The sequence below is a fragment of the Okeania sp. SIO3I5 genome, assembly GCF_010672085.1.
Lineage (GTDB): Bacteria > Cyanobacteriota > Cyanobacteriia > Cyanobacteriales > Microcoleaceae > Trichodesmium.
This window is the reverse complement of record NZ_JAAHHT010000156.1, coordinates 5,968-22,836: the sequence shown is the minus strand read 5'-3', so window position 1 is coordinate 22,836 and position 16,869 is coordinate 5,968. Positions and strand designations below refer to the sequence as shown.

General features: G+C 34.3%; 10 protein-coding genes. 5 read left to right on the top strand and 5 right to left on the bottom strand.

What is annotated here, in order from left to right; translation table 11 throughout:
* Positions 1-889: 889 nt before the first annotated feature.
* Complete coding sequence (locus F6K40_RS27070) at positions 890-2,146, bottom strand: MFS transporter (RefSeq protein WP_293140205.1); 1,257 nt, start codon at positions 2,144-2,146, stop codon at positions 890-892.
* 905 nt (positions 2,147-3,051) lie between these two features.
* The gene (locus F6K40_RS27065) at positions 3,052-3,228 is read right to left on the bottom strand and encodes a hypothetical protein (protein WP_293140204.1); all 177 of its coding nucleotides are present in this window, start codon (positions 3,226-3,228) and stop codon (positions 3,052-3,054) included.
* 205 nt (positions 3,229-3,433) lie between these two features.
* Between F6K40_RS27065 and ruvA the strand changes: the two genes are divergently transcribed.
* From ruvA to F6K40_RS27040, 5 genes are all read left to right on the top strand, one after another.
* The gene (gene ruvA / locus F6K40_RS27060) at positions 3,434-4,069 is read left to right on the top strand and encodes a Holliday junction branch migration protein RuvA (protein ID WP_293140203.1); all 636 of its coding nucleotides are present in this window, start codon (positions 3,434-3,436) and stop codon (positions 4,067-4,069) included.
* Positions 4,070-4,160: 91 nt separating this feature from the next.
* Complete coding sequence (gene rpsO, locus F6K40_RS27055) at positions 4,161-4,430, top strand: 30S ribosomal protein S15 (RefSeq protein WP_293140202.1); 270 nt, start codon at positions 4,161-4,163, stop codon at positions 4,428-4,430.
* 10 nt (positions 4,431-4,440) lie between these two features.
* On the top strand, positions 4,441-4,920 hold the full coding sequence (locus tag F6K40_RS27050) for a PAM68 family protein (protein ID WP_293140201.1): 480 nt from the start codon (positions 4,441-4,443) through the stop codon (positions 4,918-4,920).
* 2,463 nt (positions 4,921-7,383) lie between these two features.
* Positions 7,384-8,445, top strand: coding sequence for a 3-deoxy-7-phosphoheptulonate synthase (gene aroF, locus F6K40_RS27045; protein ID WP_293140200.1), 1,062 nt, complete (start codon positions 7,384-7,386; stop codon positions 8,443-8,445).
* 487 nt (positions 8,446-8,932) lie between these two features.
* Positions 8,933-9,301: a hypothetical protein gene (locus tag F6K40_RS27040; RefSeq protein ID WP_293140199.1), complete on the top strand. Its 369-nt coding sequence runs from the start codon at positions 8,933-8,935 to the stop codon at positions 9,299-9,301.
* A 347-nt stretch (positions 9,302-9,648) separates the two neighbouring features.
* On the opposite strand, the gene F6K40_RS27035 is transcribed toward F6K40_RS27040, so the two are convergent.
* The 3 genes from F6K40_RS27035 to F6K40_RS27025 form a co-directional block, all read right to left on the bottom strand.
* Positions 9,649-11,745, bottom strand: a complete 2,097-nt coding sequence (locus tag F6K40_RS27035; RefSeq protein WP_293140198.1) for a zinc metalloprotease — start codon at positions 11,743-11,745, stop codon at positions 9,649-9,651.
* 392 nt (positions 11,746-12,137) lie between these two features.
* Positions 12,138-13,253, bottom strand: coding sequence for an ATPase, T2SS/T4P/T4SS family (locus F6K40_RS27030; protein ID WP_293140197.1), 1,116 nt, complete (start codon positions 13,251-13,253; stop codon positions 12,138-12,140).
* 857 nt (positions 13,254-14,110) lie between these two features.
* A complete protein-coding gene (locus F6K40_RS27025; protein ID WP_293140196.1) occupies positions 14,111-15,241 on the bottom strand; it encodes a HetZ-related protein 2 in 1,131 nt (376 codons plus the stop codon).
* Positions 15,242-16,869 lie beyond the last annotated feature (1,628 nt).

The window sequence follows — 16,869 nt, the reverse complement described above, 5'->3', positions numbered from 1 at the left end:
TTTTGATTTGTGAATTTCATATATTTGAACACTTAAAGCGAGTCTAATTAAGAACTCCATAATCAAAATATTCTGCTGTTGCAGCGATAATATTTTTCTCTGTTTCTTTTTTTCGTACTACCTACTCCCTGGTTTCTACTGCCTAAATTTTTGAGTTGTTAATTTCATATATTTCAAAAGTTAGAGCGAGTCTAATTTAAGAACTTCATAATCAATTTGTGAATTTCATCTATTTCAAAAGTTAAAGCGAGTCTAATTAAGAACTCCATAATCAAAATTTTCTTCTGTTGCAGCGAGAATATTTTTCGCTTTTTCCTTTTTTTTCGTACTACCTACTCCCTGGTTTATACTGCCTCAAGTTTTGATTTGTGAATTTTATATATTTGAACAATTAGAGCGAGTCTAATTAAGAACTCCATAATCAAAATTTTCTTCTGTTGCAGCGAGAATATTTTTCTCTGTTTCCTTTTTTTTCTACTACCTACTCCCTGTTCTCTACTCCCTAAATTTTTGATTGGTTAATTTCATATATTTCAACAGTTAGAGCGAGTGTAATTAAGAAAGTCATAATCAAAATGTGCTTCTGTTGCAGCGAGAATATATTTGCCTCTTTCCTTTTTTTCGTACTATCTACTCCCTGGTTTCTACTGCCTAAATTTTTGATTGGTTAATTTCATATATTTGAACAGTTAGAGCGAGTCTAATTAAGAACTGCATAATCAAAACATTTTTCTATTGCAGCGAGAATAGTTTTCGCTTTTTTATTTTGTTTTTTACTACTTACTTCCTCAATTTTTTATTGACATATAATGAATAATTTTTTTGAAAATTTCAACTAGATACTAAATTTAATTATGGTGTCATTTTTATAGATTAATTACTTTTTAGATTAGATTTTTTTACTAATCATTCTTCTATCAAGATGCTGCAAAAATATAATCGTAATCCCTGCACTTATTGCTATTCCTAACCAAAAAATTTTAACTATAATCTCTTTCCCGTCTAATACCCATCCTCCTAATGGCGGTCCGATTAAATATCCAATTGCCCAACACTGAGAATTAATTGCTGAATAAATACCACGCAAAGATTCCGGTGCTAAATCTGCTATTAAAGCAGCAGCGGAAGGGTGATAAGAAATAATTGCAATAGCGAATAAACTAAAAGCTAAAATAGTCCAGAAAATATGACCTATTTCTACTATGTTAGTGATGTCTATGGCGATAAATCCTATTCCCCATAAAATTGCTGAAATTATTAATGCTTGAGGATGACTTAAATCACCCAATTTCCTAGCCACTGGTAATTGAAATATAACAGTCAAGGCAGTATATCCGGCAAATATAGTGCTGATAATTAGTGGTGAAAAATTTCCCAAAGCAAAGTTGCTTAAATATAAAGGCATTGTGCTGTAAATTTGAGAAGCGTAAAAAGTAAAAAAAATATTCACTACTATAAAAATAATTAGATTTTGATCTCGGAAAGCTTGCAACCAACCATCAATACTTTTTTTTCTATCTGTTTGTAATTCCAAAGGATTTGGTTTATAAGTCTCTTGAATGTTTAGGTATATAACTACTGCAAAAATTAGGAATGAAATAGCATCAATTATAAATAACGACCTATAAGCACCTGTAAAATTAACTGCTATTCCACCAGCAATAACTCCTAATTGGAAACCGATATTATCTGCTAATTTTGTTACAGCATAAGCTTCTTTGCGTTCGGTTTGTACTGTTAAGTCTGCCACAATTGCTTCATTTGCAGGCCAATATAATCCTATACCTAATCCAAGTAATAAATTTCCTATTATGACAGTATAAAAATTATTAGCTATTGCCATAACTATTGAAGCTAATGCAGAGATAATGGATGACAATAATAAGGTTTTGCGACGACCAAATTTTTGAGAATCAGAAAATGAACCACTAAGAAAGCGAGCAATTATTCCAGAAATTTGAGAACTGCCTAAAGCAATACCTACTGAAGTGCTAGATAAGCCAACTTGATTTACAAAAAAAATTGGTGCATAAAATAATGTAAAACCAGTCCCAATTTCAGACAATAATCTACCTATGGATAGGGTGAAAATTTGTTTGTCTAGATTAGGAAAAAATTGGGATATAAGATATTTTTGTAATGACATTAAAATCATATCAATTTCATTAATTTAGGCAAAGATTCAGATAACAAGTAAGTTTAAACGTTGATTATTGTAATTCAACAGAATCAAATGATCGTTTGATAAAGCAATAGAACTTGCAAAACAATTTTTCATATCAAATCCAGTTTACAAAGAACCTTTATTCTGAAGGTAAGGCAGAAGGCAGAAGGTTTAGAAAGGAACTTGAAAAAGATGGTTTTGATAACCGGATTTGGTATCACTTCCCACATTGCAAAAAATCAGTAATTTATGGCAGAAGGTTTGATTATGAAACCTCAGCAAGAATTGTTTAATCGTGATGGAAAGCGAGTGATAACTAAGATTAAATCTAAAGACTTTTGTTGATATTTTTTGACAAGTTAATTAGGGTTTACTAAAAAAGTTTTTTTAGGGAGAGAGTCAAGAGTAAGTAGGGTTTGTTGAAAAAGTATTTTTAAGGAGTGGGAGATTAGGGGAGTAATTTTTTTGCATTTCCGACAGACAATGCCAAATTTTTGAGCGTTTTAGACTAAATATCCGGCACTTTTTTTTCCAAGCTAAAAAGGCTAAAGCTTTTATTGTTAATGGTTTGAGATTTAATCAGCAGAGCAATAATTATTGTAGTTTTATTATCAAGCTTTTCTAGGAAAATTAGAGATTTTTTCCAAACTATAGCAATCATAAATAGGTTGTACGATTTTATCTAACGGGTTTTGGTATCCAAACCAAAGCAAAAATTGGATTTGGAAACCAAACCCCTACAGTTTTATTCTCAAATAATTTAGGATTACTACATAGGCAAATTCTAACTACCAAGAATAGAAAAATTTTCATTAACTGAATTTTTAGCTGGGGAATAGCTTTGTTCAATAATTAACAATTACTGATTACTGATTACTTATTACTTATTACTTATTACCTCTTCTGTAATAAAAGGATTGGTTAAAAGGAATTTTTAGGTTTTCAAGGGGAGATTGAATATAGTTAGGTAATCCATCCATCGCTCGCCCGCTTTTTATCCTTTCTAGGATAGGCATTAAACCTGATTTTTTCGGTAAGCATTCAGCAATGACAATTTTATTCATAACTTTTAATTTTATTCGGAGACTAATTCCTTTTAGTGTGATAATAGGCTAATAACTCATAGGTTATAAGGGAAAAGCTTACCAAGTTTTGATAATTTCCAGAGACTCTTTTCCCACTATTTATAAAATTCAAAACTTTGGCAAGTTTAATAAAGGTCTAACAGTTGTTAATATGTAATTTTGAAATAATTTTGAAATAATTTGAATGATTAACTATTTGAAAGGAAAAGTAGCAGATGTTCACAAAAGCAGTAGTTCTCGTGTGACTCTAATTTTAGAGGTTAATCAAATAGGTTATGAACTACAAATTCTGCCTAGGTTGACTCAAAGTCTACAACCGGAGGAAGATGTCCAAGTTTTTACCCACCAACAAGTACGAGAGGACCAAATAGTATTGTACGGTTTTGGTACTTCCGCAGAAAGAGACTTATTTCGTCAGTTGGTAAGTGTCAGTGGTATTGGGGCACAATTAGCGATCGCCCTACTTGATACTCTAGAATTACCAGACTTAGTTCAAGCTATTGTGGGGGGAAATACTCGTGTATTAGCCAAAACCCCTGGGGTAGGGGCAAAAACGGCAGAACGTATTGCTTTAGAATTGAAAAATAAATTGGCCGAGTGGCGACAAGATGCAGGTTTAGCTACATCAGTACCAGTAGGAGTCACCCCTGCTATTCAAGAAGAGGTAGAAATGACTTTGTTAGCTTTAGGATATACAGGCCAAGAAGTAATACAGGCATTGCAAGCTGTTAGTCAAGATGCTAATATGTCCAAAAATACCAATGCAGAAGATTGGATTCGGGAAGCTATTAGTTGGTTGAGTCGCTCTACTCAACTGTGAAGGACTTATATAGGTATTTCTCAGAACAAAGATATATGATACTATAAGTGATTGTGGTAATTTTTGGAAAGATTAGTAGAAATTAAACATAATGGCTCTCAAACAACAGCGTAAACAAGAGATTATTAGTGAGTATCAAACCCATGAAACGGATACAGGTTCAGCAGATGTCCAAGTGGCAATGCTGACAGAAAAAATTAGTAAATTAAGCGCTCATTTAAAAAATAATAAACAAGATTATTCATCCCAGAGAGGTCTATTAAAAATGATTGGTAGACGTAAGCGCTTATTAACATATATCCAGAAACAAAGCCAGGAACGTTATAAAGCATTAATTACTCGCCTTGGTATTAGAGGTTAAAAACTGACTTATGCCCCCAGAATCATCACGCCAACCTTTACCTTTTGAACCTGCTAAAAGCCGTAAAAAGCAAGGCAAAAAATCATCTTCTTCACCTCAAAAAAAGGTGACAAAAGAACAAAATTCTCCTAATGTAAATCAAAATCAAAAGCGTAAAAGAGTTAGAGGAGAAAGTTCTATTCCTGAAGTAGTTAGTAGGCGGATGATAAGCCGTATGATATTATTATCTGGTCTACCCATGCTACTAGCTTTGTCAACTTTTATTTTTAGCTACTTTATCATTACAAATGATATTTTTATACTACCAAACCAAGCAGTTTTGCTAGTTAGTCTGGGCTTTTTTGGTTTGAGTGTTATTGGTTTGAGTTATGGTCTTTTTTCTGCCTCTTGGGATGAAGATAAAAAAGGTAGTTTATTAGGTTGGCAAGAAGTAAAAATTAACTTTCAACGCACGAGAGAAGCTTGGAAAGAAGCTAAATCCAAAAGTTAATTTCTTTCCAAAATTTAGTAGTGATAGAAGTTAAGCATTGAGCTATTCGCGGTCAGCTCTCAGCTTTTTAAGAAATTAAGTAAGCATTTGTTTAACTCCTACTATATTTTTAACCAGAGAGTTGAAGTATAAGAATGACAAGTTTGAGTTTTCAAATCAGACAATTAATTGTGTGGTGGAAAATGGCAAATCATAGATGTGGCTCCATAGACTGCAAAGGTTAAGCGATCGGCTTTTACACTAACTTTGACTTTTAATTTAGGGAAATTACGAAGATGCTAATCTCTCTTTTAAAGGTAATAAAGTTGATAGCTAATGGCTGACCTCTGAATGCTTCTACTACATTTTTAACCAATAGATTGAAGCACAAGAACGACAAGTTTTAGTTTTCAAATCAGGCAATTAATTGTGTGGTGGAAAATGGAAAATTGTAGATGTGGTTCGATAGACTGCTAAGGTTAAATAATTGACTTTTACACTAACTTTTAATTTAGGGAAATTACGAAGATGCTAATCTATCCTTTAAAGGTAATAAAGCTGATAGTTAATGGCTGACCGCTGAATGCTTCTACTATATTTTTTTTTTACCCATAGATTGAAGCAAAATAACGAAAAGTTGGAGTTTTCAAATCAGACAATTAATTGTGTGATGGAAAATGGAAAATCCTAGATGTGGCTCCATAGACTGCTAAAGTGAAATGCTCGGCTTTTCCACTAACTTTTACTTTTAATTTGGGTGAGTTACGAAGATGTCAATCTCTCTTTTAAAGGTAATAAAGCTGATAGTTAATGGCTGACCGCTGAATGCTTCTACTATATTTTTTTTTACCCATAGATTGAAGCACAAGAACGAAAAGTTGGAGTTTTCAAATCAGAAAATTAATTGTGTGGTGGAAAATGGAAAATCCTAGATGTGGCTCCATAGACTGCTAAGGTGAAATAATCGGCTTTGACACTAACTTTTACTTTTAATTTCGGGAAATTCCGAAGATGCTAATCTCTCCTTTAAAGGTAATAAAGCTGATAGTTAATGGCTGACCGCTGAATGCTTCTACTATATTTTTAATCTATAAATTTAAAGCACAAGAACGAAAAGTTTGAGTTTTCAAATCAGACAATTAATTGTGTGCTGGAAAATGGAAAATTGTAGATATGGCTCCATAGACTGCCAAGGTTAAGCGATCGACTTTTAAACTAACTTTTAATTTCGGGAAATTACGAAGATTATAATCTCTCTTTTAAAGGTAATAAAGTTGATAGCTAATGGCTGACCGCTGAATGCTTCTACTATATTTTTAACCAGAGAATTCAAAGCACAAAAACGACAAGCTTGAGTTTTCAAATCAGACAATTAATTGTTAATTGTGTGGTAGAAAATGGAAAATCGTAGATGTGGCTTAATAGACTGCCAAGGTTAAGCAATCGACTTTGACACTAACTTTTAATTCAGGAAAATTACCAAGATGCTAATCTCTTCTTTAAAGGTAATAAAGCTGATAACTAATAGCTGACCGCTGAATGCTTCTACTATATTTTTAACCAGAGAATTCAAAGCACAAAAACGAAAAGTTTTAGCTTTAAAATCAGACAATTAATTCTCTGCTGGAAAATGTAAAATTGTAGATATGACTCGATAGACTGCTAAGGTGAAATGCTCGGCTTTGGCACTAACTTTGACTTTTAATTTAGGGAAATTACGAAGACGCTAATCTCTCTTTGTAAAGGTAATAAAGCTGATAACTAATAGCTGACCGCTGAATGCTTATACTATATTTTTAACCAGAGAATTTAAAGCACAAGAACGAAAAGTTTTAGCTTTAAAATCAGACAATTAATTCTCTGCTGGAAAATGTAAAATTGTAGATATGACTCGATAGACTGCTAAGGTGAAATGCTCGGCTTTGACACTAACTTTGACTTTTAATTTAGGGAAATTACGAAGACGCTAATCTCTCTTTGTAAAGGTAATAAAGTTGATAGCTAATGGCTGACCGCTGAATGCTTATACTATATTTTTAACCAGAGAATTCAAAGCACAAGAACGAAAAGTTTGAGATTTCAGATCAGACAATTAATTGTCTGCTGGAAAATGGAAAATTGTAGATATGGCTTGATAGACTGCCAAGTTTAAGCGATCAGCTTTGACACTAACTTTGACTTTTAATGTGGGGAAATTACGAAGATGCTAATATCTCCTTTAAAGACAATAAAGCTAATAGCTAATAACTGACTGCTGAATACTTACTTACAGAAATGAATAAAATCTCGTCCCCAGATTATACTTATTTTTATTTTCCCAGACTTTATTTTGTAGTTTTTTTAAAGAAGTAAAGTATCATAGTCTACACAGAAAACAAAACTTTATATTCTCTTTATTAAGAAATTACAATAACTTTGCTGTTTCAACTTATGATAAAAATAATCTTACATTGAACCTATACCTATTCAGCTGTAAAAGTAAAAATGATTATAGTAACTAAAATTGGTTCTCCCGAAACAGAAATAGATCGTCTTTGTAACGAACTCCAAACTAATTGGGGTCTAACTCCAGAAAAAATTGTTGGGCGCTACAAAGTTGTCATTGGTTTAGTAGGAGATACCGCAGACCTAGATCCATTACAACTACAAGAAATGAGTCCTTGGATCGAACAAGTAATGCGCGTCGAACGTCCCTACAAACGAGCAAGTTTGGAGTTTCGTCACGGAGAACCTAGTACAGTAGTAGTATCTACTCCAGATGGACCTGTGCCTTTTGGCCTCGATAGCCCTCTAGTTGTAGTTGCTGGACCTTGTTCCGTAGAAAATGAGGAGATGATTATAGAAACAGCCAAACGGGTGAAAGCTGCTGGTGCTAGGTTCTTGCGTGGAGGTGCTTATAAACCTCGTACTTCTCCCTATTCTTTTCAGGGACATGGTGAGAGCGCTTTAAATTTGTTGGCTGCCGCTAAAGAAAAAACTGGTTTGGGCATTATAACAGAAGTAATGGATGCTGCTGACTTACCAAAGTTGATTGAAGTTGCAGATGTGGTTCAAGTAGGTGCCCGTAATATGCAAAACTTTTCCTTATTAAAAAAAGTCGGCGCTCAAGATAAACCTGTACTTTTGAAGCGGGGAATGGCTGCAACTATTGAAGACTGGTTAATGGCTGCAGAATATATTTTAGCAGCTGGAAATCCAAATGTTATTCTTTGTGAACGTGGTATTAGGACATTTGATCGTCAGTATGCTCGTAATACCTTGGACTTGTCTGCAATACCAGTTTTGCGATCGCTGACTCATTTACCAATTATGATTGACCCTAGTCATGGTACTGGTAGAGCTGAATATGTACCTGCAATGGCCATGGCTGCTATTGCTGCAGGGACAGATTCTCTGATGATTGAAGTCCATCCCAATCCGGCAAAAGCTCTCTCAGATGGCCCTCAATCTCTAACACCCGATAAGTTTGATCGGTTAATGCAGGAAATGGCAATTATTGGTAAAACTGTTAACCGTTGGCCACAATTAGAACCAGCCCTTGTATAGGGTGTGCTTCTTAGGCCAAAAAGCTCGTACTTTTTTCGACAAAAAAATCTAAAGCTTTTATCTGTCAATCTTTTGAGAGTTAATCAGCCAGCCCTAAATAGGGCTGGCTGAAAAAGTTTTTAACTTTCCTGGCGGGAAGTCCCGCGCTCTCCATCCCCCCTAACCCCCCTTGGAAAGGGGGGAGGGGAGCGTCGGGATGAAAGCCTGGGCCAGGATTCGGATACCTTCATAAGCTAAACGTTCATATGCCCAAGACACAAGCTACGAGCATTTTGTTATTATCAATGTCAACACAGGGGGAGGACATCACCTCTGTCATGCGCAGCGGTCAGGGTTTCCCAGACTGAAGAATCCCTATAAGTCCCGTAAGGGCAACGTCGGGAGTATCTCAATAAGCTGAATGGTTTTCTTTTGTTTAACATATTGCCTCTTACTTTTCTGCCCCAAAACTGACATTAATTTACAACAAAAATTTAGTTGATAATTGATGAATAATAAATTTGTTAACTATATTGCTGTAACGATAGTAGCTGCACTTATAACTATTACTGTATTGATAATAGCAGTCCCATTGGCAAAGGCTGGTAATATGTTTGTTGTATCTTTTGTCAGTTTTGGTGCTGGTATTGATCGAGATACAGCCCTGGAATTTGAAAACTTTTTGAGTACAAAATATCCAGATATTAGGTATGAAGTAAATCCAGCGGGATACGAAGGGGAATTTGATTATTGTTTTGACTTGAGTGATTTATCAGAAGAGCAACAAACTGCTTTTCAAAAAGAGTCTATCGAAATACTGCAAAAATCGAAGCTAGTGGAAATTTCTGAACAAGACAATTGCCCGAAAAAACTCTAATAACAGGACTTCTAGAAAAAATGAGTTAAAAATGACTTTAAAGCAAATATTTGGAAAAAGAGTTTGAGCTGGAGTTAGCATCAATCTATCAATACTTATGGTTCTAGACCTTTTCTCTTGTCCCTACCTGAACAGCTTTTCAGCTCTTTTTCAATGCCTAAATTCTAATAATCTAAACAGTCACAACCAATAGTCTCAGAGATTACCGAAAAATTAGGGTATATTGCACATAGATCCAATAACCTCATAATCAGGGTTTTAAGCTATTGATTGTGAGGTTATTTAACCGGATTTGATATAATAATTAATAATTAATAATTAATAATTAATAATTAATTATTGAAAAATTAGCTCTTACTCTTCAAAGAGTTCACCTTAGATTCAATCTCTTGCTTGACTTGAGTCGGTAGTTTGACACCCCGTTTATCCATTACCTGAATCACATTTTCTTGAATAGCAACCGCTGTTTTATTATCCTGTTTGTCTTCTAGCTCTTGACTAAGTTGGTCAGAAATTTGCTTAAAGCCAATATTACCCAGAGTATCAGCAGTTTCAGTTCCTTTTTCCACCAGGACTTTTTGAAGCTCTTGGGAAGCCTCTTCTAATTTGGCATCTTGAACTTTTACTTGTGGTTGACCATTACTGAAATCAACAGTTTTGAAATTTTTTAACTTAGGTAATGCTAGGGCAACTTTGGCGTGGGGAACTGCATTAGCTTGAGGTAAACGCTCAGTCAATTCTTGAAGAATATCGTTACCCGATTCCAGAATCCGACTACCTTGGAAAGCAAGAATCCGACCAACATCATCGCTAAATACATCTTGGGCTAACTTTTCCTCTTCTCTCCTTTTTTGCGGACTGGGGCGGAGTACAACTAATGAAAAGGAAGACGAGACAATTTCTTTACCCTCATCATCTTCTTTCTCCGCTGAGAGGGTGATAGTAATTTCGTAAGATCCAGGATCGGCAATGTACCATCCTAAAGAACCAGCGGAAAGGAACAGATTACTGAACAAAGATTCTCCAGGTTGGAGAGTAATTTTTTCATGAGCGAAACAAGGCTGAGAATAACTACGATACTGCTTAGTCTCAGACTGATTACGAGTAATGTCAATGGTGATATGACCAATATCTTTAAGAATTGACTTGTCTACTGAGCGAGGTTTATTGCTAATATTCTTTAATTTCAGCTCTAATGTAACTGGTTCCATAAACTCGAACACAGGACGCTGTTTATTGACTCGAAGGTCTAGCTGAAGAGTAACTGACTCTGGATCTTGACCGCTGAGTTCCTCCATCAATTCCATCGTTGATTCCCTGTCAGCATGATTGGTAAACCAAGTAGCAGATCCCATGCTGACAAAAGCTTCAGGAGCGTGACGTAAAAATAGCAATTCTTGGTCGCTAAACCGGAAGCCAAAATCTCGCCAGTAAGCATCTTCGCCCCCTGCAACTTTCCGAGGATAGTTCATAAAGCTTCCTGCATTTGGCTCATTAACTACAGAACTATGCCATCGCGATCCACTTTGTTTTTGCCAGGAATGAGCCAAGTTGAAAGCATGACCAATTTCGTGAATCATAGTCCGAAAATGGTGACGCTTGATAATTGCATCGCGGTTATTAATCCAGGATGGATAATAGTCCTCAATGGCTTGACTAAAGATAGCAGTACCACTGCGTTGATAAGTACCAATATCATCAAACATGACACCAAAGGTGACATAGCCTGGAAAGTTTTCATAGCTTTTAGCAAAAAAGACCCACATTGCCCAAGGATCACCTTCTTTTCGGGACCAGTTAGCTATCATAGCATCGTGTAGTTCCTGCGTATTCCATCGCGCATTTGTACCTGCTCCAGCACTAGAAACAGCATTTACTGCAGCAGAGCGAGTTATTTTGATACCAGCCCTGCCATAGATTTTTTCTAGGGTTAACTCTTCCGCAGCCACTCCAGCAGGACGAGGTAACGAGCTAGTATCATAGGTTAGCCAGTAATCTACATCTTTTTCATAATCTAATTCTAACTGAGTCTGGCGAAAATAATCAGATGTCCGTAGAAGCCCAGACTCACCAATAAGATGTTTCTTATCTTTGTAAAAGTCAAATTTCAGGAAGCTAGAATCAGGTGACTTTTCGTGGTATTCAACGGACATTTTATTGGGTTTAATACCTGAGATATTATATTGATGCGCATCCTTGTATCGATACCAAATATCACCTTCCCACTTGTTAGTACCTGCTGGTTGAATCTTGGCAATAAATAAAACATACTGCGTTGGATTTTGCCAACAAACGCTGAATTGCATCTGTGGATCAGTCCCGTCCACATCCAGGCGTGCGAAGAATTTTGTAGTTAAACGTTGATATACTCCCTTCCAAGTAGTCCACTTATTATTAGTGGTAGTGGAATACAAACCACTTTTAACTCGATTTCCTATTGACATAGTTCTATATCTTTAAATTTTGCCAGAAGAATTGAGTATAACCTAGAAAAAATATAAAAGTTTTGGCATAAGTATTACGTTTTGTAAAACATCAAAGACTTTCGTTGTTGAGTAGTCAGTCCATAACTAAGTAAGATTTTTTGCTATTTAGGTTGGAATTATTAACAAAAATTATAGATTTTGGTATAACAGTTCATCTGAGGGAGTTTGGTATCCAAAACCAAGTAGAAATGGGATGAAAAGACCAAACCCCTAGTGCAGAATGGCAGAAATAACTAACCAGTTACAAAATTTTCAAAGTCTTACCAATCAATAATGCATGAATTTTGAATTTTGACTTCCGCGTAGCGGCACTAGGGCTTTTTTTCACAAATCATTTACGATCGCTATATCTACAAAAATTGATTATTTTGTTGAGAAACGATACAGTCAATTTGATGCTCAATATTATCAAGTAATTTCTGCAAAGTTAATAAGCTATCTAGTTGAAAATGAGCTAAATGTTGACGAGAGCAAACTTGATTGATTTTCATCTGTAGTTGTTTACCTAGTTTAAAGGCATCTTGACTCAACAAAGATAGCTGTTGCTGTTGATAAAATCTTAAAGCTGCTCCTCTCAATACTTGTAATGTTGCTTCTTCCCCATAATTTCCTGGCATTACCCTCAAACGCAATAATAAATGATTATTTTGATAGGTTCTTTCTATCTCTACTTGCCGAGGTTTTTTAAGAGGAATTAATGACATTTTGGTAAGCACTTTTAGCTCATTAATAATAGCTTCAATTTTCTTTGGTTCTAAATCTTCAACTACAGATTTTAGAACTCCATCTTGACTCCAAAGAATTCTACCTTGGGATTGTTTTTGTTCAAAATAAAGTCTACCAATTCCTGATTCTAAAACCTTCACCAGTAGTTGTTTTAATAGCTTTTGAGGTTCTAAAGCACTCATAGTTTCCAAAGAAGTAGCTTCAACAGAACTAGGTAAAGATAATTCCAAAATATCACAGAGAGAGTTTTTTGATGAAGGTTGAATTTCTAATTGAAGTTTTGTCTGTTTTGAATCTTGAGAATTTTTGATAGAACTGCCTGACTCTATTCTATTTTTTGCTTCAGAAAATTGGTGATTTTTCCCAACCTTACCATACTGAGAATTATCAATTTGTTTTTGATTATCCTCAGGCAGAGTAACTGTTGAAGCACTAGAATTTTTTTCTTTTTGATGACCAATATGGCTTAAATAAGAGGAAAGGATTGACCTTTGAATTTCAGAGGAAATTTGCTCAGTTACCAGCGAACAATTTAAGTAAGATAGTAATCGACGAGCATAATCTAAAGCAGAAGAATCTTTCGGATCAACGACACCAAGTCTAACTCGACTACCTTCTACAGATAGAGGTAAAATTTGATAGTATAGACAGGCTTCAAATGGTAATATATTGTCAATTAATGCAAATATCTGGGGATTATCCATTTGCTTTACCCCCTGATTGTTATCGAATGCTAACATTTTTGAGTTGTGTATTTTAAACTAACGGAAGTTAATACTCAATTTTTGGGATTGGATTAGATTAATATAGGCAATAACTATCTTCGCTGGAGTTTCTAAAGTTGAGTTAACAAGAACTTTGATAATAATCAATTAATTGAGTATATAAACTGATCTTTTTCCACCTGCTAAAAATTAATCCACTAATTAATAATATAGGTGACCCATGGATTTAATACCAATGCTGTAACCTTTAAATGTTTAGAGTAGTGGAGTAATAATACTATACTATCTTAAAAACTGACAGATTGAATTAATTAAACTATTTACTCAGGTAAGTTTTGATTAGTTGAGACAGGAAAAATAGCTTGAAACGAAACAGGAGCAAGGAAAAAACCTCTATATACTAAAAATGTCTTAAATCTCAAATAGATTAAAAAACAGGCTGATTAGAGGTTAAACCATTACGGGGTGACACACCTCAAAAAAATTTTTGGATAAGGTTTGATACTAAAATATTTGTGTTGGAAATCTCAGTTTTGTTTGATAAGAATAATCCTTGTTTTAAGGAAGCTAGAGAATTTAGAAAGATTTGGCAATAACTGAAGATGGAAGATTTTTTTATACCGAACCCGAGCAGATTTTATATTAGTAGTTAGTAGTCAGTTGAGTAGTCACTAGAAGATACTAAACCACTACATTCTACTATTATTAAGAATTTGACATTATTCAACTTCATAAACTATCCAAATCGCTCAACTAAACTTACCCAAACTGAAATAATAAGTTGACAAAAGCTGTTAAAAATAATCGTGAAATTTACTTCACGATCGATGGGAAAATTCTAATGGTTCAGGTATTAAAGTATTTCCTATGGTCTAAGAACTATTCCGTAAAGATTGAGCAGCTAAATATAATTTAGTCCATTCAGTAATAACTTGATTGGTTTTCAGGTTTAAATTTTTACCAATTTCCTCTATACTTGCACCGGATTTTAAGGCTTCAATTAAATGACGTTGTTGAGAATTAAGATTTTGCCAATATTCTTGCCATTGACTGGAAGTCAAACCTAGGCCATGCTCATTGAGAGAAATTTCTAGCCAATTAGCGATTAATTCCGGTTGTTGTTTGAGCGCAAAAACACGAATTGCATGATAACTAACTTTTTCTCGTAGTCTATATACCTGTTTGACAGGCATATTTAAAGCTTGAGCAATTTCATCCTGAGTATTACCTCTAATATAAAGTTTTAACCATTCTGCTGCTTTTTGGTCAACTTTTTCCGCTAAATATTTTTCAAATTCTTCTTCGACTTTAGACCGAAGTTGATGTTGTTGTTCCATTGCTTCTGTATCTTGATACTCCGATGTCACCACAGCATCCAACAAACTTACTCTATCTTCGGTATCACTAGGAGTAATATCTTCTGAGATAAATTTGACCCATTCCTTGACAGGTACTTGAGTTAGACCACCTCTTTGAGTCCGACGTAAATAATTGACAAATCTATAAACCAGTAGAGGTTGATTACGAACTGGTCTAACACAATATTCTTCTACACTTGCCAACAATAAAGAGTTTCGCAGATGGGGATTTTTCGTACATTCGGCAATTTTGGCCATTTGCTGCTGTAGGTAGCGATCGCTATTGAGCATCTCTTGGACTACTTCTTGGAGGACATCAACTACACTTCGCTGGCGATCGCGACTGGTATTTACCCATGCTCGTATTTTTTGCCGCAGCATCACTAACCCACTCAAGCGCTGCATCAAGTTTTGATAAGCTCGTTCTGGGGAAACGTCCAAATATCTTTGTCCTAGAATTCGATAAAGAAATTCTCTTCCTTTAGATGCCATTTCTTGTTGGACAGGAGTAAGAGTCTCTAACTTACTGGGATTATTTCCCAATAGCCAACAAACAATACTATTGTGGATATCTGAGTTATGGTTTGGATAGTCTTCCTGAAGTCTGGTTTTCCACTCTTGTGCCAGTGCTTGAGCCAAAGTCATTCTATTTTTAGTTCTAGATATTCGATTATAGTATAGGGCGGAGTCAACCTCTGCAAATTTCTGCTAAAAGTTTGTTCTTTGCCATAGTATTCTAGCAATATTTCTGAACTTTGATTTGATATGCAGTTTGGATTGATTATTTGGAGAGAGTTTATTACTTGAGTAAAATAGCAAAGTTCAAGATTAGTCAAAACTTATATTTAGATTTTTCTATAAAATATTCATAACTTTTCAGAATCTTCAGCAGTGTATATTACATATTATCTGAAAATTGGCAAAACTGAAAATCATGTTTCTTGTTCCTCCACTTTCGTTAGGATTGAAAAATCTCTGTCTAGCTCTAATAATTTTTTGATTTTGCCTAATTTAGCAGAATAGTTGATGATTCCCTATCTAAATCTTTACTCAAAAATGGAAATTGCTCTAGATAAATTTTGCTCTCAGTTTCAGTCTAAGTCAATCTAACTTTTCCGAATCTTCAGAAGTGGATATTACATATTCTCTGAAAATTGGCAAAACTGAAAATCATGTCTCTTGTGCCTGAATTTTAATTAGGATTAAAAAATTTCTGTCTAGCTCTAATAATTTTTTGATTTTGCCTAATTTAGGAGAATAGTTGATGATTCCCTATCTAAATCTTTGGGAAAATTATATGGTATTTCTCTAGTTACTGAGGTCTAGTTGTTTTTCTGATTTTCTTTTCCCTAGGATTAAAAAATCTCTGTCTAGCTCTAATAATTTTTTGATTTTGGCTAATTGAGCAGAATAATTGCTATAGATAAATTTTGTTTTCAGTTTCAGTCTAATTTAATCTAACTTTTCAGAATCTTTGGAAGTGGATATTACATATTTTCTGAAAATTGGGAAAACTGAAAATAATGTTTCAAGTTCGCTGTATTTTAATTAGGATTAAAAAATCTCTGTCTAGAGTTAATAATTTTTTGATTTTGGCTAATTTAGGAGAATAGTTGAATTCCCTATCTAAATCTTTGGGAAAGTTATATAGTATTTTTCTAGTTACTGAGGTCTAGTTGTTTTTCTGATTTTCTCTTCCCACCGAAACCGAGTTACTATTCTTTATTCCCTCAAGCTAATAAATTTTTTATTTCACTCAAAAATGGAAATTGCTATAGATACTTTTTTGTTCTCAGCTTCAGTCTAATTTAATCTAACTTTTCAGAATCTTTGGAAGTGGATATTATATATTTTCTGAAAATTGGGAAAACTGAAAATAACGTTTTTTTCCTCCACTTTCGTTGGGATTAAAAAATCTCTGTCTAGAGCTAATAATTTTTTGATTTTGGCTAATTGAGCAGAATAGTTGATGATTCCCTATCTAAATCTTTGGGAAAATTATATGGTATTTCTCTAGTTACTGAGGTCTAGTTGTTTTTCTGATTTTCTTTTCCCTAGGATCAAAAAATCTCTGTCTAGCTCTAATAATTTTTTGATTTTGGCTAATTGAGCAGAATAATTGCTATAGATAAATTTTGTTCTCAGCTTCAGTCTAATTTAATCTAACTTTTCAGAATCTTTGGAAGTGGATATTACATATTTTCTGAAAATTGGGAAAACTGAAAATAATGTTTCAAGTTCGCTGTATTTTAATTAGGATTAAAAAATCTCTG

Bases quoted from the DNA above. Each gene is read 5' to 3' on its own strand.
- ruvA (WP_293140203.1), top strand. From the start codon at position 3,434: ATGATTAACTATTTGAAAGGAAAAGTAGCAGATGTTCACAAAAGCAGT.
- F6K40_RS27050 (WP_293140201.1), top strand. From the start codon at position 4,441: ATGCCCCCAGAATCATCACGCCAACCTTTACCTTTTGAACCTGCTAAA.
- F6K40_RS27070 (WP_293140205.1), bottom strand. From the start codon at position 2,146: ATGTCATTACAAAAATATCTTATATCCCAATTTTTTCCTAATCTAGAC.
- F6K40_RS27065 (WP_293140204.1), bottom strand. From the start codon at position 3,228: ATGAATAAAATTGTCATTGCTGAATGCTTACCGAAAAAATCAGGTTTA.
- F6K40_RS27035 (WP_293140198.1), bottom strand. From the start codon at position 11,745: ATGTCAATAGGAAATCGAGTTAAAAGTGGTTTGTATTCCACTACCACT.
- rpsO (WP_293140202.1), top strand. From the start codon at position 4,161: ATGGCTCTCAAACAACAGCGTAAACAAGAGATTATTAGTGAGTATCAA.
- F6K40_RS27040 (WP_293140199.1), top strand. From the start codon at position 8,933: ATGAATAATAAATTTGTTAACTATATTGCTGTAACGATAGTAGCTGCA.
- aroF (WP_293140200.1), top strand. From the start codon at position 7,384: ATGATTATAGTAACTAAAATTGGTTCTCCCGAAACAGAAATAGATCGT.
- F6K40_RS27025 (WP_293140196.1), bottom strand. From the start codon at position 15,241: ATGACTTTGGCTCAAGCACTGGCACAAGAGTGGAAAACCAGACTTCAG.
- F6K40_RS27030 (WP_293140197.1), bottom strand. From the start codon at position 13,253: ATGTTAGCATTCGATAACAATCAGGGGGTAAAGCAAATGGATAATCCC.